General features: G+C 61.7%; 8 protein-coding genes. 4 read left to right on the top strand and 4 right to left on the bottom strand.

All coding sequences use genetic code 11. The features are described from left to right. Positions 1-2: 2 nt before the first annotated feature. The gene (locus BM154_RS24265) at positions 3-14,522 is read right to left on the bottom strand and encodes an Ig-like domain-containing protein (RefSeq protein ID WP_074881032.1); all 14,520 of its coding nucleotides are present in this window, start codon (positions 14,520-14,522) and stop codon (positions 3-5) included. 309 nt (positions 14,523-14,831) lie between these two features. On the opposite strand from BM154_RS24265, the gene BM154_RS03655 reads away from it, so the two are divergent. From BM154_RS03655 to BM154_RS03645, 3 genes are read left to right on the top strand one after another with little or no spacing between them, the layout of a single operon-like run. Next, the gene (locus BM154_RS03655; protein WP_074881031.1) at positions 14,832-16,178 is read left to right on the top strand and encodes a TolC family outer membrane protein; all 1,347 of its coding nucleotides are present in this window, start codon (positions 14,832-14,834) and stop codon (positions 16,176-16,178) included. Positions 16,179-16,211: 33 nt separating this feature from the next. Beyond that, entirely contained in the window at positions 16,212-18,368 is a 2,157-nt protein-coding gene (locus BM154_RS03650) for a type I secretion system permease/ATPase (RefSeq protein ID WP_074881030.1), read from the top strand. A 7-nt stretch (positions 18,369-18,375) separates the two neighbouring features. Continuing rightward, entirely contained in the window at positions 18,376-19,731 is a 1,356-nt protein-coding gene (locus tag BM154_RS03645; RefSeq protein WP_139225410.1) for an HlyD family type I secretion periplasmic adaptor subunit, read from the top strand. A gap of 4 nt (positions 19,732-19,735) precedes the next feature. On the opposite strand, the gene BM154_RS03640 is transcribed toward BM154_RS03645, so the two are convergent. Together BM154_RS03640 and BM154_RS03635 are read right to left on the bottom strand one after the other, a co-directional pair. After that, entirely contained in the window at positions 19,736-20,836 is a 1,101-nt protein-coding gene (locus tag BM154_RS03640) for an enoyl-CoA hydratase/isomerase family protein (protein WP_074881028.1), read from the bottom strand. A 31-nt stretch (positions 20,837-20,867) separates the two neighbouring features. After that, complete coding sequence (locus tag BM154_RS03635; RefSeq protein WP_074881027.1) at positions 20,868-21,686, bottom strand: enoyl-CoA hydratase; 819 nt, start codon at positions 21,684-21,686, stop codon at positions 20,868-20,870. 223 nt (positions 21,687-21,909) lie between these two features. Between BM154_RS03635 and ung the strand changes: the two genes are divergently transcribed. Continuing rightward, on the top strand, positions 21,910-22,608 hold the full coding sequence (ung, locus tag BM154_RS03630; protein ID WP_074881026.1) for a uracil-DNA glycosylase: 699 nt from the start codon (positions 21,910-21,912) through the stop codon (positions 22,606-22,608). On the opposite strand, the gene BM154_RS03625 is transcribed toward ung, so the two are convergent. Next, positions 22,609-23,463 carry a DUF6279 family lipoprotein gene (locus tag BM154_RS03625; protein WP_074881025.1) on the bottom strand — a complete coding sequence of 285 codons (855 nt, stop codon included), beginning with the start codon at positions 23,461-23,463 and terminating at the stop codon, positions 22,609-22,611. It abuts the gene before it with no gap. Positions 23,464-23,554 lie beyond the last annotated feature (91 nt).

Raw genomic sequence — 23,554 nt, 5'->3', positions numbered from 1 at the left:
TATCATGGATCAACCTTGATCGTGTGGTTGGCGATCAGCGTGTTGATGTCGTAGCTGGGCAGGCTGGCCTGGCCCAGGTCGATCTGTACATCGGCCTTGGCTGCGGCCTGTGGAGCGGTGGTGTCGGCATTGTTGAACTCGCCCTTGGTGCTGATCAGCAGAGTAGAGCTGCCATTGTCCGTCACCAGCTTCAGGTAGCTGTCGAGGTTGTTGCTGTGGTCCTGCAGCAGCGAGCTGATGTCGATGGTGTCACCCTCGGCCACGTTGAAGTCCTTGATGACATCCTTGCCGAAGTCGCCTTTCTGCCAGGCGAAGGTATCGGCACCTGCGCCACCGAACAGGATGTCGTCGCCTGGTCCGCCAACCAGCAGGTCGTTGCCGCCCTGACCATACAGAATGTCGTTACCAGCGCCGCCGTACAGCTTGTCCGCGCCGCCGCGGGTGTCGCCCGCCACGTTGAAGGTTTCGTGGTTGGCACGAATGTAGTCGTACAGGTCGCCGTTGCTCGGCGCGATGCCGTTCTTCAGCTCCAGGAAGGTTTCCAGGGCCTTCACACCGGCACCGTCATGCAGGTCGGCGGGCCTGGTCGGGTTGCCATCCACGCCCCATTTCAGGCCATCGGTGTTGATCACGTCACCAAAGATGATGTCGTTGCCATCGCCGCCGGAGATGGTGTCGTTACCGACCGTCACGGGCACGTTCGCATTCGAACCGCCATGCAGGGCCACCGAGAGTTCATCGGCCGAGTTGACGATCTCGACCTTGCCCACCGGCACCTTGGTGTAATCCACGCGGGTGATGTTATCGATCGCCATTGTGGCGCTGGCGAAGTTACTCGACTTGTCATCGACGCTGAAGGCCAGGCGATAGGTTCCTGCGCCGACGACCGCGGTTTCCGCCGTTGTCCAGTTGCCGCCGGTGGTTCCGCCGCCGGTCTGTACGTCGTTCCAGACGCCCTGTACCAGTTGCTGAAGCTTCCAGCTCAGCGCGTCACCGTTGCCGGTATCCGTGGTGCCGTAGGCGAAGCGCAGGCTGCTGAACGCACCTTCGGCAATGGTCAGCGACGGCGTCGTGGCGGTGACCGGAGAGCCTCCCACCGTATCGCGAATCATCAGGGCATCGCCGCTGCGGCCGACCGAGCCATTAAAGGTGCCGGTGCCGGATGTCTGCCAGTTGGCCAGGTTGTTCCAGCCCGTGGTGTTGTTGTCGAAGTTGGCCAGGGTGGCTGCCGAGCCGTTGGCCAGGTAGGTGGACGCAGGCGCGTCGGTAGTATTGTCGAACAGGCTGAGATTCTTCTGGCTGACGCCCGAACCGATACCGATGGCCTGCACGGCGCTCTTGCCGGCGAGCACGTTGAAGGTATCGAGCGAGCCCAGCAGTACCTGATCATTGGTGGTCGATCCGTTGCCGCTGACCGTGGTGGTGTTGCCGTTGTAGTAGAAGGTCGGGTCACCGTCGGACAGGAAGAAGGTCAGGTTCTCGTACCCGGCCGCCTTGGTATTACCAGCAGCGCTCTGGGCGTCGAACCAGGCGCTGGCTTCCTTGAAGGCGGCTTCATAGTTGGTGCCACCATTGGCGGTAAGGCGCTGGATATCGGCCAGCAGGCTGTCGAGCTTGCTGCCATTCTGCAAGTCGGCCACTTTGGTGCTCAGCGTGACGTCGCCAGCAAAGCCAACCAAGGTGAGGTTGACGACCCCATCATGGCCCGCCAGGGTTTTCGCGAAGTTCGACAGCGCGCTCTTGGTCAGGCTCATGCGATCACCCTGCATACTGCCGGAGGTATCGACGAGCAGGGCGATGTTGTAGTTGGTCGCCGGTTGAAGGGTGGTCAGCGTACCGCCTGCGTCACCGAGCAACACGTCGTTACCGGCGCCGCCACCGATGGTGTTGTCACCATTGTCATTGGCCCCACTGCCCGCCACGCGGATGGTATCCGCCGGCTGGTTCACCTTCAGGGTGACGGTGGCGATATCGCTGCCGCCCTTGCCGTCGCTGATGGTGTACTGGAAGCTGGCGTCGCCGTAGAAACCGGCCTTAGGCGTGAAGACCACATTGCCGTTGTTCAGCGTGACCGTGCCGTTGCTGGCGTTCTGCACGCTGGTAATGGACAGCGCATCGCCATTCGGGTCGGTGTCGTTGCCGAGCAGGGTGCTGCCGGCGATCGTCAGGCTGTCGCCGGATTCCACGACCAGGCTCGAGGTGCTCGGTATGTGGTAGAGCATGTCCGAGTCGACGACCTTGAAAGTGCCGCCCTGGCCCAGCTCGACCTTCAGGCGCGCATCGCCGCCCTGATCCCAGTAGATGATCTCGATCTGTTGCGCGCCCGCTTGAGCTGCGCTGATGGTGAACGTTTGGCCGGTAGCGGTAGAGGTCGACTGGATGTTGTTGAACTCTGCAACCACCTGGCCGTTGATACGGATGCTATAGCCGTCATCGGCCGTGACCTTGAACTGGTAGGTACCGGCCGCCAGGTTGATATAGCCACCCATCTTGATAATGGCGTCTGAGGTGTTGCCCGGGTCTGTGGACAGCGAGTTGGCTTTGGCGCCGTTCCCTGACGCGACATCCACGCCCAGGAAATTCTGCAGGTTGGTGCCGTTGCCCAGACCTGAGGCATTGCTCAAGGTCCCGTAGTCCAGTTTGGTGGCGTTGAAGGTCGCCGCCGGATTGTGGCTGTCGATGAACTGGCGAACCTGGCTCAGATTGGTCAGGTTGGCGCCATCGTTGCCTGCGCCGGTGCTCGCGTCGTTGTAGCCGTAGTATTCGGCTTTGAGACCGGTGATCTTGGTGTAGCTGTCGTCCTTGGCATCCGGGGTGCCGTCGATGATGCCGCCGGTGGCGCTCAGGCCGCCAATATCCAGCTTCACCGTTTCCAACGGCTCGGCAACCACATTGTCGGCAAGCGTCGGTACGGTCACCGAGAAGCTGGTGACCCCAGCGGGCACGGTGATCTTTCCGGTGCTGGCATCGTAGGTCACGCCATTGCTGAAGCTCTGGGCGCTCAGTTTGTAGTCGACGTTCGCGGTTGCTGTTCCGGTTGCGCTGAAAGACAGAACGGTTGGCGTGGAGCTGGCATTGCTCAGGGTGACGTTGAAGACCAGGTTACTGCCTTCGACCACATTGTCATCGGCCGTACCGGGTTGCCCGACATCGATGGTTTTCACGGTTGGCGCCGGATCGTTGTCGATGATGGTCGCCGTACCGGTCTTGCCGCCAACGGTCAGGCTGAAGGTTTCGGTCGGCTCGCTGACGGTGTCATTGATGGTCGGCACCGTGACCGTGAAGCTGGTCACGCCAGCCGGCACGATGACCTGGCCGGTGGCGGCGTTGTAGGTCACACCGTTGCTGAAGCTCTGGTTGGTCAAGGTTCCGTTGTAATCGCTACCTGCCACCGCTGTACCGGGTGTCAGCGCCAGGCTGAACAGGGTGGGCGTGCTGCTGGCGTTGGTCAGGTTGACGGTGAAGACGGCGTTATCGCCTTCATCGACCTGGCCACCGGTGCTGTCCACCGCAGCGCTTATGGTGCTGACAGTCGGCGCGGCATCGTTGTCGATGATGGTCGCCGTACCGGTCTTGCCACCAACGGTCAGGCTGAAGGTTTCGGTCGGCTCGCTGACGAGGTCATTGATGGTCGGCACCGTGACCGTGAAGCTGGTCACGCCCGCCGGAACGGTGACCTGGCCGGTGGCGGCATTGTAGGTCACACCATTGCTGAAGCTCTGGTTGGTCAGCGCCGCGTTGTAATCGCTCCCCGCTACGGCTGTGCCAGGATTCAACGCCAGGCTGAAAGTGGTCGGCGTACTGCTGGCGTTGGTCAGGTTGACGGTGAAGACGGCGTTGTCGCCTTCGTCGACCTGGCCGCCTGCGCTATCGACAGCCGAACTGACAGTACTGACGGTCGGCACCGCATCGTTGTCGATAATGGTCGCGGTGCCGGTTTGGCCGCCCACGGTCAGGCTGAAGGTTTCGGTCGGTTCAGCAACAGTGTCGTTGATCGTTGGAACAGTGACCGTAAAGCTTGTCACGCCCGCCGGGACGGTGACCTGGCCAGTAGCGGCGTTGTAGGTCACGCCGTTACTGAAGCTCTGATTGGTCAGGGCTGCGTTGTAGTCGCTGCCCGCCGTGGCGGTACCGGCATTCAGCGCCAGGCTGAAGGTGGTGGCCGTGCTGCTGGCATTGGTGAGGTTGACGGTGAATACGGCGTTGTCCCCTTCATCGACCTGGCCACCGGTGCTGTCCACGGCAGCACTGACGAAGCCGACAGTCGGCGCGGCATCGTTGTCGATGATGGTCGCGGTGCCGGTCTTGCCACCCACATTGAGCGTGAAGGTTTCGGTCGGCTCGCTGACTGTGTCATTGATGGTCGGCACCGTGACCGTGAAGCTGGTGACGCCAGCCGGCACGGTGACTTGGCCAGTAGTGGCGTTGTAAGTCACGCCATTGCTAAAGCTCTGGTTGGTGAGCGTACCGTTGTAATCGCTGCCTGCAGTGGCAGTACCGGCATTCAGCGCAAGGCTGAAGCTGGTCGGCGTACTGCTGGCGTTGGTCAGGTTGACGGTGAAGACGGCGTTATCGCCTTCATCCACTTGACCCCCGGTGCTGTCCACTGCGGCACTGACGGAGCCGACAGTCGGCGCGGCATCGTTATCGATGATGGTCGCGGTACCGGTTTGGCCGCCCACGGTCAGACTGAAGGTTTCGGTCGGTTCAGCAACAGTGTCGTTGATCGTTGGAACAGTGACCGTGAAGCTTGTCACGCCCGCCGGCACGGTGACTTGGCCAGTAGCGGCGTTGTAGGTCACGCCGTTACTGAAGCTCTGATTGGTCAGGGCTGGGTTGTAATCGCTGCCCGCCGCGGCGGTACCGGCGTTCAGTGCGAGGCTGAAGGTGGTGGCCGTGCTGCTGGCGTTGGTCAAATTGACGGTGAAGACGGCGTTGTCGCCTTCGTCCACTTGGGCGCCTGCGCTATCGACAGCAGCGCTGACCGTGCTGACGGTCGGGGTGGCATCGGTGTCGATGATTGTGGCGGTGCCGGTTTTGCCACCTACGGTCAGGCTGAAAGTTTCGGTCGGTTCGCTGACGGTGTCATTGATGGTTGGCACGGTGACGGTAAAGCTGGTGACGCCAGCTGGCACGGTGACCTGGCCGGTAATGGCGTTGTACACCACGCCGTTGCTGAAGCTTTGATTGTTCAGTGCCGCGTTGTAGTCACTGCCCGCAGTCGCAGTACCCGGATTCAATGCGAGACTGAAGGTAGTTGGTGTGCTGCCGGCGTTGCTCAGGTTGACGGTGAATACGGCGTTGTCGCCTTCGTCCACTTGGCCACCTGTACTGTCCACGGCAGCGCTGACGGTGCTCACGGTTGGCGCCGCATCGTTATCGATGATGGTCGCGGTACCGGTTTTGCCGCCTACGGTCAGCGTGAAGGTTTCGGTCGGCTCGGCAATGGTGTCGTTGATGGTCGGCACGGTGACGGTAAAGCTGGTGACGCCTGCCGGCACTGTGACAACGCCGGTTAACCCGTTGTAAGTCACCCCGTTGCTGAAACTCTGGTTGTTCAGCGCAGCGTTGTAATCGAAACCGGGCAATGCCGAGCCAGGGTTCAGGGCCAGGCTGAAGCTGGTGGCGGTACTGCTGGCATTGGTGAGGTTGACGGTGAACACGGCGTTGTCGCCTTCGTCGACCTGGCCACCGGTACTGTCCACGGCAGCGCTGACGGTGCTCACGGTCGGTACGGCGTCGTTGTCGATGATGGTCGCGGTGCCCGTCTGACCGCCCACGGTCAGGCTGAACGTCTCGGTCTGCTCATGAACAGTGTCGTTGAGGGTCGGCACGCTGACGGTAAAGCTGGTCACGCCAGCCGGCACGGTGATCTGACCTGTTGCCGCATTGTAGGTCACGCCATTGCTGAAGCTCTGGTTGGTCAGGGTGCCGTTGTAATCGCTGCCCGCAGTTGCGGTGCCGGCATTCAGCGCAAGGCTGAAACTGGTCGGCGTGCTGCTGGCGTTGGTCAGGTTGACGGTGAACACGGCGTTGTCGCCTTCATCCACTTGACCACCGGTGCTGTCCACCGCGGCACTGACGGAGCCGACAGTCGGCGCCGCATCGTTGTCGATGATGGTCGCAGTACCGGTTTTCCCACCTACGGTCAGGCTGAAGTTCTCGCTCGGTTCGCTGACGGTATCGTTGATCGTTGGAACAGTGACGGTAAAGCTGGTGACGCCCGCCGGCACAGTGACTTGGCCAGTAGCAGCGTTATAAGTCACGCCGTTGCTGAAACTCTGGTTGCTGAGCGTACCGTTGTAATCGCTGCCCGCAGTGGCAGTACCGGCATTCAGAGCAAGGCTGAAAGTGGTCGGCGTGCTGCTGGCGTTGGTGAGGTTGACGGTGAATACGGCGTTGTCGCCTTCATCCACCTGGCCGCCTGCGCTATCAACCGCAGCACTGACGGAGCCGACAGTCGGCGCCGCATCGTTATCGATGATGGTCGCGGTGCCGGTCTTGCCACCAACAGTCAGGCTGAAGGTTTCGGTTGGCTCACTGACCGTGTCATTGATGGTCGGCACCGTGACCGTGAAGCTGGTGACGCCAGCCGGTACGGTGACCTGGCCCGTGGTGGCGTTGTACGTGACGCCATTGCTGAAGCTCTGATTGGTGAGTGTCGCGTTGTAATCGCTACCGGCAGTTGCCGTGCCCGGGTTGAGGGTCAGGTTGAATGTCGATGCCGTGCTGCTGGCATTGGTCAGGCTGACGGTGAAGACCGCAATGTCGCCTTCGTCAACCTGGGCACCTGTGCCGTCCAAGGCAGCGCTGACCGCACCGATACCCGGTGCGACTTCGGTACCAATGATGGTGATGGTGGCAGTGGCGGTTGCTGTACCGCCATAACCATCACCGACCGTGTAGGTGAAGCTCTGGGTCTTGAGCTCGCCGGACTTCAGATTGTTGTCATTGGCGGCAAAGTTGAAGCTGCCATCGGCATTGACGGTCAATACACCCGTTGCCAGAGCGACCTTGCCGTCGGCAGGAACGTCGGCGCCGTTGATCTTGATGACGCCAAGTGTCTGGTTGGCCTGGGCATCGCTGTCGTTGTTGAGCAGACCTTTACCCTGGTCGATGATAAGCGTCTGGCTTTCATTGACCACATAGGCGCCGTTGGCCGACGCCGGGCCAGACCCGGAAAAGCCGGTCAGGAAGTAGTCGGACCCGTCACCGGTACCATTTGCGGTAGGCAGGGCTTCGAAACGGATGCTGTCGAACACCTGGGTGCCGGTATCGAGTGAGAAGGTACCAGAACCACCGCCGCTGAATTTGAAGGTGCCACTGGCCACTTCAACACCTTCGTACATAGCCACCCAGCGCCCGACCTCGCCACCTTCTTCGGCAGCGATCAGGCGGCTTACACGGAAGTCGGCCTGGTTGAGATTGCCGCTGAAGTTGAGGGTGATGGATTCGGTTTTGCCCGTGGTCGGATCGTATTCCAGCTGGTCGGGAACCTGGTTGAGCACAGCGCGCGGCGAGCCGGCAACGCCCAGTGCGTTCTGGTTGCCGTCGACAGCCAGCTGGAGCAGGGTGGCGCTGTCGCCATTGCCATCCCGCGCCTGGATGAGGGTCTGCTGGTTGTTACTGTCGTTATGCGCCCAGTTGTTGGTGGCTGAGCCGCTAACCAGGTCGCCAATGGTTACGGTGTATGGGCTGCCGACGGGGTCGTCGACCGCCACAGGGTTGCTGTTGACCAGCGCCTGATCGCTGCCTTTGCCCGACACGTTGCCGAACTGATCCTGCAGCGTCGCCTCGACGGTGATGGTCTTGCCTTCACCTGGGTTGGCGAAGGTGGTGTCGACACGACCACTGGCGATTTGCGCCTCCGTCAGGGTGAAGGTCTGAACCGCCACGCCGTCGGTGACACTGATGGTGTCGCCGACCACCGCACCGGCCGGCAAGCCGACACGCACGTCTATCGCGCCGCTGAGCTCGTTCTGGCCGATCACGCCATCGTTATTGGCATCTTCACTGATGGTGACGACCGGAGCCGCACCGGTAGTGCCAGCCAGGGTGTCGATCCTGGCGGTATCGGTGCCTTTTTCGGAGGTGTTGCCGTACTGATCGCGCAGCGTGGCTTCCACCGTCAGGGTGTTGCCTTCGCCTGGGCTGGCGAAGGTGGTCGCGACGAAGCCTGCGGTGATTTGCGCGGCGGTCAGGGTGATGGTCTGTGGCGTGGTGCCATTGCTGATAATCAGCGTGTCGCCAGCCACAGCACCAGCCGGCAGGCCAACGCGTACGTCGATCTCGCCGTTGAGCTCGGCCTTGCTGATAACGCCGTCGTTATTGGCGTCTTCAGTGATGTTGACCACTGGGGCCGCGCCGGTGTCGCCGGCAAGCGTGTCGATGGCGCCGTTGTCGGTCGCACTGCCAGTATTGCCGGCCTGATCGGTAACTTGAGCGGCAACGGTATATGGGCCTTCCGCCAGGGCCTGGGGAACATCGGCAGTGTAGGTGCCGTCAGCCAGAACCGGTGCAGTGAAGGAGAAACTCGTACCGTTTTGGGTAAGAGTCAGGGTGACGATACTGCCAGCAGGCGCATCGGTCGTGCCTGTAATGCTCGGTGTGGTGTCGTTGCTAACCGCTGGCGCATCGACGGTGATAGTTGGAGCCGTGGTATCGACGCTGTAGGTTTCAGTGTCCGAACCTGTGCCGATGTTGCCTGCTGCATCGGTGGTGCTGATGCTGGCATTGATGGTCTTGCCGGCATCGGCGGCCAGATCCGCACCTGGGACGTTAATGCTAAAGGTGTTGTTAGCCTGCACCTGACCGGTGAAGGTCTTGCCATTGACGGTCAGGGTGACGGTATCGCCAACTTTTGCATCGCCACCGACAGTGCCGGTCACCGGAATCTGCTGGCCAGACTCGGCGATATTGATCACGTCATCGGCGGTGATGTTGGCATCGAGAGTAATTGTCGGAAGCGGAGCGGTGGTGTCGATGGCGCCGCTGTCATTAGCCGAGCCGGTGTTGCCGGCGGCATCGGTGACTGTGGCATCAACGGAGTAGGAGCCTTCAGCCAAACCAGCCGGTGCATCAACCGAGTAAGTGCCGCCAGCGACCACGATCGCGGTAGTGGTCAGAACCGTAGTGCCCTGGGTGATGGTTAGCGTGACTGTGCTGCCAATGGGTGCATCGGTCGTACCGGTGATGGTCGGAGTGGTGTCGTTGGTAATGGCAGGGGCATCGACGGTGATCAGTGGAGCAGTGGTGTCGATAGCGCCGCTGTCGTTAGCCGAACCGGTATTGCCGGCAGCATCGGTAACGGCAGCATTAACGGTGTAAGAGCCTTCCGCCAGGCCAGCCGGTACGTCAGCGGAATAAGTACCGCCCGCTACAACCGTAGCCGTGGTGGTCAGCACCGTAGTGCCTTGCGTAATCGTCAGGGTGACGACGCTGCCGACCGGGGCATCGGTCGTGCCGGTGATAGTCGGGGTCGTATCGTTGGTAATGGCTGGAGCATCGACGGTGATCAATGGGGCAGTTGTGTCGATAGCGCCACTATCGTTTGCCGAACCGGTATTTCCAGCAGCATCGGTAACAGATGCGTCAATTGAGTACGGGCCTTCAGCCAAGGGCTGATTCAGCTCGACATTGTAGGTGCCGCCCGCCAAGACAGGGGTAGTGACCGTGAAGGTCGTATTGCCCTGGGTAACCGTCAGAGTGACGGTGCTGCCCACCGGCGCATCGGTAGTACCGGTGATAATCGGAGTCGTGTCGTTACTGACTGCGGGCGCATCAACGGTAATCAGCGGCGCGGTGGTATCGATAGCACCGCTGTCGTTTGCCGAGCCGGTGTTGCCGGCGGCATCGGTGACTGTGGCGTCAACGGTGTAAGAACCTTCAGCGAGGCCAGCCGGTACGTCAGCGGAATAAGTGCCGCCAGCTACCACGATCGCAGTAGTGGTCAGAACGGTAGTGCCTTGGGTGATGGTTAGCGTGACTGTGCTGCCAACGGGTGCATCGGTTGTGCCAGTGATGGTCGGGGTGGTGTCGTTAGTAATGGCCGGGGCATCAACGGTGATCAGCGGAGCTGTGGTGTCGATAGCGCCGCTGTCATTGGCCGAGCCGGTATTGCCGGCAGCATCGGTAACTGTGGCGCCGACGGTGTAAGAACCTTCAGCGAGGCCAGCCGATACGTCAGCGGAATAAGTGCCGCCTGCTACAACCGTAGCCGTGGTGGTCAGCACCGTAGTGCCTTGTGTAATCGTCAGGGTGACGACGCTACCCACCGGCGCATCGGTCGTGCCGGTGATGGTCGGGTTGGTGTCGTTGCTGATGGTAGGCGCATCAACGGTGATCAGTGGAGCAGTGGTGTCGATAGCGCCGCTGTCGTTTGCCGAGCCAGTATTACCGGCGGCATCGGTGACCGTGGCATCGACCGAGTACGACCCTTCGATCAAGCCAGCCGGTACGTTCGCGGAATAAGTACCGCCTGCCACAACCGTAGCCGTGGTGGTCAGAACGTTCGTGCCCTGGGTGATGGTTAGCGTGACTGTGCTGCCTACCGGCGCATCGGTCGTGCCGGTGATGGTCGGAGTGGTGTCGTTGGTAATGGCTGGAGCTTCGACAGTGATCAGCGGCGCAGTTGTGTCGATAGCACCGCTGTCGTTTGCCGAACCGGTATTGCCGGCGGCATCGGTAACGGCGGCATCAACGGTGTAAGAGCCTTCAGCCAGACCGGCCGGTACGTTGGCAGAATAAGTGCCGCCTGCCACAACCGTAGCCGTGGTGGCCAGAACGGTAGTGCCCTGGGTGATCGTCAGGGTAACCGTACTACCAACAGGCGCATCGGTAGTACCGGTGATGATCGGGGTCGTATCGTTGGTAATCGCCGGGGCATCGACGGTGATCAGTGGAGCGGTGGTATCGATAGCACCCGAGTCGTTTGCCGAGCCGGTATTACCGGCAGCATCGGTAACGGCGGCATCAACGGTGTAAGAGCCTTCAGCGAGGCCAGCCGGTACGTTCGCGGAATAAGTACCGCCCGCTACAACCGTAGCCGTGGTGGTCAGCACCGTAGTGCCTTGTGTAATCGTCAGGGTGACGACGCTACCCACCGGCGCATCGGTCGTGCCGGTGATGGTCGGGTTGGTATCGTTGGTAATGGCAGGAGCATCGACGGTGATCAATGGGGCAGTGGTGTCGATAGCGCCACTATCGTTTGCCGAGCCGGTATTTCCAGCAGCATCGGTAACAGATGCGTCGATTGAGTAAGGGCCTTCAGCCAATGGCTGACTGAGCTCGACGTTGTAAGTGCCACCGGCCAGAACCGGTGTAGTGACTGAGAAGGTCGTATTGCCCTGGGTAACCGTCAGGGTGACGATGCTGCCGACCTGCGCATCGGTCGTACCGGTGATGGTAGGCGTCGTGTCGTTGCTGATGGCAGGCGCATCGACGGTGATCAGTGGAGCGGTGGTATCAATCGCGCCGCTGTCGTTAGCGGAGCCAGTATTGCCGGCAGCATCGGTAACGGCAGCATCAACGGAGTAGGAGCCTTCAGCCAAGCCAGCCGGCGCAGCAACCGAGTAAGTGCCTCCTGCTATCACGATCGCGGTAGTGGTCAGAACGGTAGCGCCCTGGGTGATGGTCAGCGTAACGGTGCTGCCAACAGGTGCATCGGTAGTACCGGTGATTGTCGGGGTCGTATCGTTGGTAATCGCCGGGGCATCCACGGTGATCAGCGGCGCAGTTGTGTCGATAGCGCCACTATCGTTTGCCGAACCGGTATTTCCAGCAGCATCGGTAACGGCAGCATCTACGGTGTAAGAACCTTCAGCCAGGCCCGCTGGTACGTCAGCGGAATAAGTACCGCCTGCCACAACCGTAGCCGTGGTGGCCAGAACGGTATTGCCCTGAGTAATTGTCAGGGTAACTGTGCTGCCTACCGGCGCATCGGTCGTGCCAGTGATGGTCGGGGTGGTGTCGTTGGTAATCGCCGGGGCATCCACGGTGATCCGCGGCGCAGTGGTATCAATAGCACCCGAGTCGTTGGCCGATCCGGTATTGCCGGCGGCATCAGTAACAGATGCGTCGATTGAGTAAGGGCCTTCAGCCAGGCCAGCCGGTACGTCAGCGGAATAAGTACCGCCCGCTACCACGATCGCGGTAGTTGTCAGAACGGTACTGCCCTGGCTGATCGTCAGGGTAACCGTGCTACCAACAGGCGCATCGGTAGTACCGGTGATTGTCGGGGTCGTATCGTTGGTAATCGCCGGGGCATCCACGGTGATCAGCGGCGCAGTTGTGTCGATAGCGCCACTATCGTTTGCCGAACCGGTATTTCCAGCAGCATCGGTAACGGCAGCATCTACGGTGTAAGAACCTTCAGCCAGGCCCGCTGGTACGTCAGCGGAATAAGTGCCGCCAGCCACAACCGTAGCCGTGGCGGTCAGAACGGTAGTGCCTTGGGTAATGGTTAGCGTGACTGTGCTGCCAACGGGTGCATCGGTCGTGCCAGTGATGGTCGGGGTGGTGTCGTTGGTAATGGCTGGAGCATCGACGGTGATCAGTGGAGCAGTGGTGTCGATAGCGCCGCTGTCGTTTGCCGAGCCGGTATTACCGGCGGCATCGGTAACAGATGCATCAATAGAGTATGGGCCTTCAGCCAATGGCTGACTGAGCTCGACGTTATAAGTGCCACCGGCCAGAACCGGTGTAGTGACTGTGAAAGTCGTATTGCCTTGGGTAACGGTCAGCGTAACGGTGCTGCCAACAGGCGCATCGGTCGTGCCGGTAATGGTCGGCGTCGTGTCATTGGTGATAGCCGGAGCATCGACCGTGATAGCCGGAGCGGTGGTGTCGATAGCACCCGTATCTGTTGCCGAACCAGTATTGCCCGCCGGATCAGTCACCTGAGCGCTCACGGAGTACGTGCCTTCGGCCAGGGCCTGGGGAGCATCGACGGTATAGGTACCGCCAGCCAGAACCGGGGTAGTCACGGTAATGACGGTGCTGCCCTGGGTAATGGTCAAGGTAACCGTGCTGCCGACCGGCGCATCGGTCGTGCCGCTGATGGTCGGCGTGGTGTCGTTGCTGGTGGCAGGCGCATCGACGGTGATCAATGGGGCGGTAGTATCGATAGCACCGCTGTCGTTAGCCGAACCGGTATTGCCGGCGGCATCAGTGACTCTGGCATCGACAGAGTAGGGCCCTTCGACCAAACCAGCGGGTACGTTGGCGGAATACGTCCCGCCGACCGCCACGGTTGCCGTGGTGGTCAGAACGGTTGTGCCCTGGGTAATGGTCAGCGTGACCGTGCTGCCAACAGGCGCATCGGTCGTGCCAGTGATGGTCGGCGTCGTGTCATTGGTGATAGCCGGAGCATCGACCGTGATAGCCGGAGCGGTGGTGTCGATAGCGCCCGCATCGGTTGCCGAGCCAACATTGCCCGCCGGATCAGTCACCTGAACACCAACGGTGTACGGGCCTTCGGCCAGGGCCTGGGGAACATCGACGGTATAGGTACCGCCAGCCAGAACCGGGGTAGTCACGGTAATGACGGTGCTGCCCTGGGTAATGGTCAGGGTAACCGTGCTGCCCACCGGCGCATCGGTCGTGCCGCTGATGGTCGGGGTAGTGTCATTGCTGACTGCAGGTGCATCGACAGTGATGACCGGCGCCGTGGTATCCACGGTGTAAGGCCGGCTGGCCGTGGCAGTACCGACATTGCCTGCCGCATCCGCACTGCTGACCGACGCACTGATGCTGTTGACGCTACCGAGGTCGGCGCTGCTGACCGGAATGCTGAAACCAAGCGTTCCGTTACCCAGAGCGATAACCGCACCGCTATACAGGTTGCCACCCAGGTTCAGGGTGATCGCGTCGCCGACCCGTGCGTCGCCGCCAACCGTACCGGTAATGACCACCGTGGCGGCGCTGAGCTCGGCGCTGTTGAGGAGGTCATCGCCAGTGATCGGGTCGATGCCGATGGTCACCACCGGAGCGGTTGTGTCTGTTGGAGTTGTGTCTGGTGTGGCAGTGGTCGCCGCAGTGGTGAAGATGGCGGGATCATTGTCTTCGATCAGGTTGAAGCCGGGGGTGCCGAGACCGGTCGTCTGAAAACCGATCGTCGGATCGACGCTCACTGCGGTCTCGCTGAGCATCACTGCGCTATGACCACCGCCTGCGCTTCCGCCGCCACCGCCACCGGCGCCAGGACCGGCAGCCGTGGGCTCGAGGTCGACGGTCGGATCGAGGCCCGCAGCCAGCGCCTGTTCGAATTCGCTGCTGGCAGCCGGGGTCCCTGCGTCTGCAGCTTCCTCGGCCGCTGGGTCACCAGCCTGCCATGAGCTGTTTGCATCGAGCTTCACAATTTCGCCGTTGGCCATTTCCAACGTCACGGAGCCACCATCGGCTGTGGTGACCTGTTCGCCCGCGAAGACACGGTCGCCTTCGAAGACTTGACGCCTGATGCCATCAACAGAAGTGACGAAGACTTGGCCAATCAATGATTTGATGACGGCGGCGAAATTGCTCATAACCAGCTCCATGCGCGTGCGCGAGGTAAATCTTGTGAAATGCGTCTATACCGAGTTATAGCGGATACTGCTTAAAACGCTTCGTCATATAATTGGCGGAAAAATATTGCTTGAGAGTTTTCGCCAGAGTATTGACCCTTTGGGTCTGATCATAAACAATTAGAGCAGGTGATGTCACTTTGACATTCTGGCGTGTTTTGTCTTTTCACGACAGCGAAATCACGGTGGCAATGATAGTCTTCGGCAGGTTATTCAGCGACTTGATATATACCGATAAACATGTGGGTTTTCACAGGGAATTTACCGACCATGCGCTTCATTGCCACACTTCCTCTTGCCTTCGCAATTTCCATTTCAGCCCAGGCACAGACGTTGACCGAAGCCATGCAGAATGCGCTGAGCGTGCATCCTGAAATTCAGTCCGGGATCAATGCGCGGCTGGCGGTCGAAGAGGATATGAAGGCGGCGCGGGCAGGCTATCTGCCGCGTGTCGACGTGCAGGCCGGTTATGGCCGCGAGGGTACCGAGAACAACAGTACCCGTGCCAGGGACGACAGCGGTTATCGGACGCTTAACCGTTCCGAGGCGAGCCTGACCGTTCAGCAGATGCTGTTCGACGGCTTTGCTACCCGCAATGAAGTCGCCCGTCAGCGCGCCACCGTCAACGCCCGCGCCTATGCGCTGCTGGCCAACTCCGAGCGCACGGCGCTGGAAGTGGCCCAGGCCTACCTGGATGTCCTGCAGCGTCAGGAGCTGGCGCGCCTGGCAGAAGAGAACCTGCGCAGCCACGAGCGCATCTACGATCAGATTTCCCTGCGCAGCGAGCGCGGTGTCGGGCGCATGGCCGATCTGGACCAGGCCGAGGCGCGCCTGGCCCAGGCACGTAACAATCTGCTGACAGAGCAGACCAATCTGGCCGACGCCCAGATCACCTACCTGAGCGTGGTGGGTCGCGAGCCCGTCGACCTCGCCATGCCGGACAGCATGGGCGTGCATCTGCCCGAAAGCCTGACGGCTGCCCGTGACGAATTGCTGGCCAACAACCCCAACATCAGCTCGGCCGAGGCCGATGTGAAGGCAACCGAGGCGCAATACGCCGCGGCCAAAAGCATCTACTACCCACGCTTCGATGCCGAAGTGTCCACCGGTCTCAACGACAACGTCGATGGCGTGGAAGGGGAGAACAAGGAATGGCAGGCAATGGTGCGCATGCGCTACAACCTCTACGCGGGCGGTAGCGACAGCGCCAACGTGCGCTCCAGGGCGTACCTGAGCAACCAGGCCATGGATATCCGCAACAATGCCTTGCGCGTGCTCAACGAGGAAGTCGGGCTGGCCTGGAACGCGCTGCAAAATGCGCGTGCACAATTGCCGATCGCTCAGCGATACGTCGACCATAGCTCCCGCGTGCGCGACTCCTACCAGAAGCAGTTCGGTCTCGGCGAACGTACCCTGCTGGATCTTTTGGACAGCGAGAATGAATACTTCACCGCCGCTCGACGTCTGCAAGAGGTGCGGTTTACCGAGCTGTTCACCCATTACCGCATCAAGGCGACCACCGGTACGCTGCTCAAGAGCCAGGGAATCGCGGCGCCGATGGCGTCCGTTCCGCTCGATACGGTCAAGACTAATGTGCAACTGCCCAACTTGAACTAGAGTTCGGTTTTTTAAGGTAAGGGTAAATGTGCAGTGGCAGTAGAACCTGATACGTCCCAGCCACGTAATGATCCTCGTGACCGTTACGACGATCCGTTGCTGGATAGTTTGCTGTCGTTGTGCAGTCTCCATCAGAAATCCGTCAGCCGCGCCATGCTCACAGCGGGGCTGCCGCTGCCCAAGCAGCGCCTGAGTGCCGAGTTGCTGCCGCGGGCAGCCGCCCGCGCGGGCCTTCAGGGCCGTTGGCTGCGTCGCAACCTCGAAAAGATCCCCGAATTGGCCTTGCCCGCGCTGCTGCTGCTGCGTGATGGACGTAGTGCACTGTTGCTCGGCTGGGAAGCCGATGGCCAGGCGCGAATCATGCCCAGCGAAACCGAAGGCGGCGAGGTGCGGGTCAGCATCGATACGCTGGCCGAGGATTACAGTGGCCGCGTGTTCTTCGCCCAGCCTCAGCACAAGTTCGATTTCACCCGCGGCGAGCTGATACCCCAGGCTGGCTCTTGGTTTCGTGACACCCTCATGCGCTCGCGCTGGCTGTATATCGACGCGGTCGCGGCCAGCCTGCTGATCAACCTGATCGGCCTGGTCACCCCGCTGTTCGTGATGAACGTCTATGACCGCGTGGTGCCCAACCAGGCCGAGGCGACGCTGTGGGTCCTGGCCATCGGCATCTGCGGGGTATTCATCTTCGACCTGCTGCTCAAGACGCTGCGCGGCTTGTGCCTGGACCTTGCCGGCAAGAAGACCGACATGATCGTCTCGGCCACCCTGTTCGAGCGCATCGTCGGCATGGCGATGAAGCACCGCCCGGCGCGGGTTGGCAGCTTCGCCCAGAACATCCACGAATTTCAGAGCCTGCGCGACTTTCTAGCCTCGCTGACGCTGGCCAGCGTCATCGACCTGCCGTTCACCATTCTGATTCTTGCGGTCATCGCCTACCTGGGCGGGCACCTGGTGTGGATCCCCATCCTCGCCTTTCCGCTGGTTGCGCTGATCGGCTGGGCGTTGCAAAAACCGCTGGCCAAGACCATGGAGCGCAGCATGGCTCTGGCCGCCGAGCGCCAGTCCGGCCTGATCGAGAGCCTGGCCGGTCTGGATGCGGTCAAGGTCAACAATGCGGAGAGCGAGCGTCAGTACCTCTGGGAGCAGACCATCGGCACCCTGGGCCGCTTCGAACTCAAGGCACGCATGCTGTCCAGCCTGGCGATGAACTCGACGCTGTTGCTGCAGCAGCTCGCCGGTGTGGTGATCATCGTTCTGGGCGTGTACCAGATCATCGCCGGCAACCTCAGCATGGGTGGGCTGATCGCCTGCTACATGCTCAGCTCCCGCGCCTTGGGCCCGCTGGCTCAGGTCTCCGGGTTGCTGATCCGCTACCAGCAGGCGCGCGTGACGCTGGATTCGGTCAATCACATGATGGAGCTGCCCCAGGAGCGCCAAGCCGACGAGCGCCCCCTCAAGCGCCAGACGCTGCAGGGCGGCATCGAATTCCGCCAGCTGGATTTCCACTACCCCGAGCAGCAGCAGGCGGCGTTGCAGGGCATCAACCTGGTGGTCCGCCCTGGCGAGAAGGTTGGGGTCATCGGCCGCAGCGGCTCCGGCAAGAGTTCACTGGCCAAGCTGATCGTCGGTCTCTACCAGGCCGACTCGGGCAGCCTGCTGGTCGACGGTATCGATGTGCGTCAGCTGGATGTCAGCGACGTGCGCTACAACATCGGTTACGTGCCGCAGGATATCCAGCTGTTCGCCGGCACCCTGCGCGACAACCTGGTATCGGGCGCGCGTTACGTCGAGGACGAGCTGGTGCTGCAGGCCGCCGAGTTGGCCGGCGTGCATGAGTTCGCGCGGCTGCACCCCAACGGCTACGAGTTGCAGGTGGGCGAGCGTGGCCAGAATCTCTCCGGCGGCCAGCGCCAGAACGTTGCCCTTGCCCGTGCCCTGTTGCTGGATCCGCCGATCCTGTTGCTCGACGAGCCCACCAGCGCGATGGACAACACCGGCGAGGAGCGTCTCAAGCAGCGCCTTGCGGCCATCAGCAAGAACAAGACGCTGCTGCTGGTCACCCATCGTGCGTCGATGCTCAGTCTGGTCGAGCGGCTGGTCATCGTCGATCGCGGGCGCATCATTGCCGACGGCCCGAAAGAGAGCGTCATGGAGGCGTTGAAGAAGGGGCAAATCAGTGTCAGTTAAGCACTCCTTGCAGCGCTTTTTCCGCGCGCTCGCTGCCTATTTCGGCCCCCGTGACGAGGTGGGCGACGAGCCGTTGCCGGAGGTTCGCAAGGCACTTATCGAGGATGCGCCGCGGGTGCTGCGTTTGACCCTGTGGGGCATCATCGCCTTTGTGGTGTTCTGCCTGCTGTGGGCCAATTTCGCCGAAGTCGACGAGGTCACCCGTGGGGAGGGCAAGGCCATCCCGTCCTCGCGTGTACAGAAGATCCAGAACCTGGAGGGCGGTATCGTTTCCGAGTTGTTCGTCCATGAAGGGCAGGTAGTCGAAGCCGGTACGCCCCTGTTGCGCCTGGACGATACGCGCTTTGCCTCGAACGTAGGCGAGACCGAAGCCGATCGCCTGTCGCTGGCCATGCGCGTCGAGCGTCTGAGTGCCGAGGTCGAGGGGCGCGAGCTGGCCATCCCCGAAGATATCGCGGCCAAGGCGCCGGGCCTGGCGCAGAGTGAACGGGCATTGTTCCTCAGCCGCCAGCAGCAGCTGCAGGACGAGATTGCCGGTTTGCAGGAGCAATTGACCCAGCGTCGTCAGGAAGTGCGTGAGTTCGTCTCCAAGCAGGGCCAGTTCCGCAACAGCCTGGAGCTGCTACGCCAGGAAATCCGTATGTCCGAGCCATTGGTGGCCGAAGGTGCGGTGTCGCCCGTGGAGGTCCTGCGCCTCAAGCGTGCCGAGGTGGAAAGCCGTGGTCAGCTGGAGGCCACGGGGTTGGCAATACCCCGTGCCGAAGCGGCAATCAAGGAAGTGGAGCGCAAGATCGATGAGACCCGTGGGCGTTTTCGCAGCGAGGCACTGACCCAGCTGAACGAGGCGCGCACCGACCTGAGCAAGATCGAATCCACGGGCAGGGCGCTCGAGGATCGTGTCAATCGTACCCAGGTCACCTCGCCGGTGCGGGGGATCGTCAAGCAACTGCTGGTCAATACCATCGGTGGCGTGATCCAGCCTGGCAGCGACATGGTGGAGATCGTGCCCATCGACGATACCCTGCTGGTCGAGGCGCGTATCCGCCCACAGGACATCGCCTTCCTGCATCCGGGCCAGGAGGCGGTGGTGAAGTTCACCGCCTATGACTACACCATCTACGGTGGCCTGAAAGCCAAGCTCGAGCAGATCGGCGCCGATACCGTGACCGACGAGGAAGGCAACAGCTTCTACCTCATCAAGCTGCGCACCGAGAAAAGCCACCTCGGCACCGAGGAGCGTCCGCTGTTGATCATTCCCGGCATGGTCACCTCGGTCGATATCATCACCGGCAAGAAGAGCGTGCTCAGCTATCTGCTCAAGCCGATCATCCGCGCCCGCGCCGAAGCTCTGCGCGAGCGCTGATCGATCAGCCGAGATCGGCCAGCGGGTGATCGTCGAGCGGCGTGAAGTGCGCGGCGATCACCTGCGCTGGCACGCTGCTCACATCCGCCCAGCGCCATTGCGGGGCGTGATCCTTGTCGATCAGGCGGGCGCGCACCCCTTCGGCGAACTCCGGATGGCGGCAGCAGCTCAGGCTCATGCCATATTCCATCTGAAACACCTGCGCCAGGGACAGGTGCCGGGCGCGCCTGATCTGTTCCCAGACCAGATGGGCCGTCAGCGGGCTTCCGCCCCGTAGCGTCTTGGCGGCCTTGGCCAGCAGGACGTCGTCGTCATTTTCCAGGCTGACCAGTGCCTGCCAACTCAATGGCAGCGTGGCCTGGTCGAGCAGCGCATCGATGCGCTCGCGGCGTGGTAGCCACTGTGCTGCCGGTAGCTCGCCACTGGCCTGCTGTTCCAGCGCCTTTAACAGGCTGTGCAATTGCAGGTCGGCCTGGTCACGCCAATTCAGTTGCACCAGCCCCTCGATCAAATCGTCCTGCTGGCCGTCGAGCAGAAAGCGGTCGGCCAGATTCAGGTCGAGGGCATCGCGGGCATTCAGCGGACTGGCGGTCAGCCCGAAGAACAGGCCCAGTTTGCCGGGCAGGCGGGAAAGAAAATGGCTGCCGCCGACATCCGGGAAAAGGCCGATGCTGATCTCCGGCATGGCCAGCCGACTGCTCGGCGTGACGATGCGAATCCCCGCGCCCTGCAGCAACCCCATGCCGCCGCCCAACACATGGCCGTGGGCCCAGCAGATCAGCGGTTTGGGGGAGGTGTGCAGACAATGGTCGAGACGGTATTCGCGGGCGAAGAAGCGTTGCGCCAGTTCGGGTGTTGCACCAGGGGCGGCAAGACATTGCCTGGCCAGTTGTACCACATCGCCGCCGGCGCAGAACGCCTTGCTGCCGTTGCCGCGCAGCAGGACGCAGGCGATATCGGCGTCTTCGGCCCAGGCATGCAGGCGATCCTGCAGGGCATCGATCATCGGCAGCGACAGGGCATTGAGGCTGGCAGGCGCGTCCAGGCTGGCGATGGCAATGCGGTAGCCATGCAGGCTGGGGCGTTCTTCAAAGGTGACATTCATGTGCAGTTCCAGAGGCAATTGCCGGTAAGCATCATTGATTGCGCCAGTTGGCCGTCCGTTTTTCCAGGAAGGCATTGACCCCTTCACGGGTATCGGCGGCATCGAACAGGTCGACGAAACGTTCGCGCTCGGCAGCCAGCCAGGTCGTCGGAGCCCTTTCGCGCGCACCCTGGATCAGCGGTTTGATGGCGCGCACGGCCATTGGGCTCTGGCTGGCGACCTTGGAAGCCAGCAGCAACGCGTGGCCGCGCGCTTCGCCGCTATCGACCACCTGTTCCACCAGGCCAATGCGCAGCGCGGTGTCGGCATCGAGCCGTTCACCACAGAGAATCATGCGCTTGGCCCAGCCTTCGCCGACTAGCCAGGGCAGGTTCTGGGTGCCGCCAGCGCAGGGCAGCAGGCCGACGCTGGCTTCCGGCAGGGCCATCATGGCCTGGCGCTCGGCAATGCGGATGTCGCAGGCCAGGGCGCATTCCAGGCCGCCACCCATGGCGTAGCCGTTGATCGCCGCTATGGATACCCCGCGGAAGGCGCTGAGCCGTTCGAATGCCTCGCCAAAGCGGCTGGCCATCTCCCGGGCGCGGGCCTTGTCGCCATCGGCGAACAGTTTCAGGTCGGCACCGGCGGAGAAGAACTTGCCACCCTGGCCGGTGATGACCAGCGCATAAATGTCGTCATCGCGGTCCAGGTGGTCGATCAGCTGCTTGAGACCGATCAGTGATTCACGGTCCCAGGTATTGGCAGGCGGGTTGTTGATGGTGAGCAGGGCGGTGTGGCCGTGCTTCTCCACCGTGAGCTTGTGGGTCAGGTCGAAGATACCGGGTTTGTAGGGTTCAAGTGCCGTACTCATGGGGCGTCCTCTTCAGCGGTGTTGTCTTACTGTAGCGCCAAAGGCGGGTCGGTGTTATGCCGTGTGGCGCAGTGCGCGCCGTTTACCGGTCGCGCTGGCGAATCGCTTGGCGTAACAATGCCTTGTAAGCAATCCTGTGCCGCCGCGCCTGGTGCCCGTGCTGCCTTGACTTGCCCGACACGCTTCTCTAGCGTGCTGACTTCATTGATTACCGGGAGCAGGCATGTCCGCCGCAGACAAGGTCAAGCTGGAGGCCGGCTGGAAACAGGCGCTTCACGAGGAATTCGACAAACCCTACATGAGCGCCCTGGGCGATTTCCTGCGCCAGGAAAAGGCGGCTGGCAAGGAAATCTACCCGCCGGGCCCGCTGATTTTCAATGCCCTGAATTCCACCCCGCTGGACCAGGTCAAGGTGGTCATCATTGGCCAGGATCCTTATCACGGGCCGGGCCAGGCACATGGCCTGTGTTTCTCGGTGCAGCCGGGCGTGGCCACGCCGCCATCACTGGTGAACATCTACAAAGAGCTCAAGCGCGACCTGAATATCGATATCCCGAACCACGGCTATCTGCAGTCCTGGGCCGAGCAGGGCGTGCTGCTGCTCAACACTTCGCTGACCGTCGAGCGTGCCAATGCGGGCTCCCATGCCGCCAAGGGTTGGCAGCCGTTTACCGACCGGATCATCTCGGTGGTCAGTGAGCAGCGCCCGCACCTGGTGTTTTTGTTGTGGGGCGCCCATGCGCAAAGCAAGGAGCGGCTGATCGATACCAGCAAGCACCTGGTGCTGCGCTCGCCGCATCCGTCGCCCTTGTCGGCGCATCGGGGCTTTATCGGCAATGGCCATTTCAGTCGCGCCAACAAGTTCCTCGAGCAACATGGCCTCACCCCCATCGACTGGCGAGTTCCGCCGATTCAGGGCTGATCAGCCGGCGCAGATCTGCCCGGCCAGGTCGCTTTGCAGGGACGCAATGCGCTGATTCACCTGGGTACGCTGCTGGTCGTCGGCAGCGGCCAGCAGATCGCTGAGCAGGGCAGCCATCGCCTGGCGTGACTGTTCATAGGCCTGGGTCGCCTGTTGGTCGTGGGCGCCGCGACGATTCTCCAGCACGTGGCTCATGCGCTGGGCAAAATCCTCGGCGTCACGCTGATCCAGCACGCTGCGAAACTCGCTCTGCCAGCGTGCGCGGTTCTCCAGCCACAGACGATTCTGATCACGGCGCTCGCTGGCCCATCGGGCAATGCGTGCCTGCTGGGCTTCGTTGAGTGTGCCGAACCAGGGCTTCAAGCGTTTTTCCAGGCGCTCGGCACGCTCGCTGATCTGGGTCTGCAGAGGCGGCTCGAGAAATTTCTGGCGGTCTTCGACATTATCTTTTTCCATGCGTGCATAGAGGCGCTCGACCTGTTTGGGGCGCAGGTCGGCGAGCAGCGCGACGGCCGTCGGATTGGTCTGCTGCACGACGGCATGGAACGCCTGCTCGGCCTCGATCATCTTCGCCTCTAGTTGGCCAGCGTCTGGCGCAGGCTCCTGAAGCAGATCCCGGGTGCGCTGCAGCCAGTCCACATAGCGCGGCAGCTCAGTGCTGCAGTGCCAGGCCAGGTGTTCCTGCAGCCTGGGCTTGAACCAGGCCTTCTGCTGTGAGTCGAGGTCCAGGTACTGATCCACCCGCCAGGCAATCACCCAGTCCAGGTTGCGATAGGCCAGGCCAGCCTTGCTACAGGCACTGACCAGCAGGCCGAGCGATAGCAGCAGGAGCAGGCTCTTCAGGTAACCGGACATGTCGACTCCTCTCGTGCGTACCTGAATAAGAGTACGCCAGCCATATCGACAGCAAGCGCTCGGACATATCCGCTAAAAAAGCCCGGCTTGA

The organism is Phytopseudomonas argentinensis (assembly GCF_900113905.1).
Taxonomy (GTDB): domain Bacteria; phylum Pseudomonadota; class Gammaproteobacteria; order Pseudomonadales; family Pseudomonadaceae; genus Aquipseudomonas; species Aquipseudomonas argentinensis.
This window is presented reverse-complemented; position numbering and strand designations above follow the sequence as displayed.

Bases quoted from the DNA above. Each gene is read 5' to 3' on its own strand.
- BM154_RS03635 (WP_074881027.1), bottom strand. From the start codon at position 21,686: ATGAGTACGGCACTTGAACCCTACAAACCCGGTATCTTCGACCTGACC.
- BM154_RS03655 (WP_074881031.1), top strand. From the start codon at position 14,832: ATGCGCTTCATTGCCACACTTCCTCTTGCCTTCGCAATTTCCATTTCA.
- BM154_RS03640 (WP_074881028.1), bottom strand. From the start codon at position 20,836: ATGAATGTCACCTTTGAAGAACGCCCCAGCCTGCATGGCTACCGCATT.
- BM154_RS03625 (WP_074881025.1), bottom strand. From the start codon at position 23,463: ATGTCCGGTTACCTGAAGAGCCTGCTCCTGCTGCTATCGCTCGGCCTG.
- BM154_RS24265 (WP_074881032.1), bottom strand. From the start codon at position 14,522: ATGAGCAATTTCGCCGCCGTCATCAAATCATTGATTGGCCAAGTCTTC.
- ung (WP_074881026.1), top strand. From the start codon at position 21,910: ATGTCCGCCGCAGACAAGGTCAAGCTGGAGGCCGGCTGGAAACAGGCG.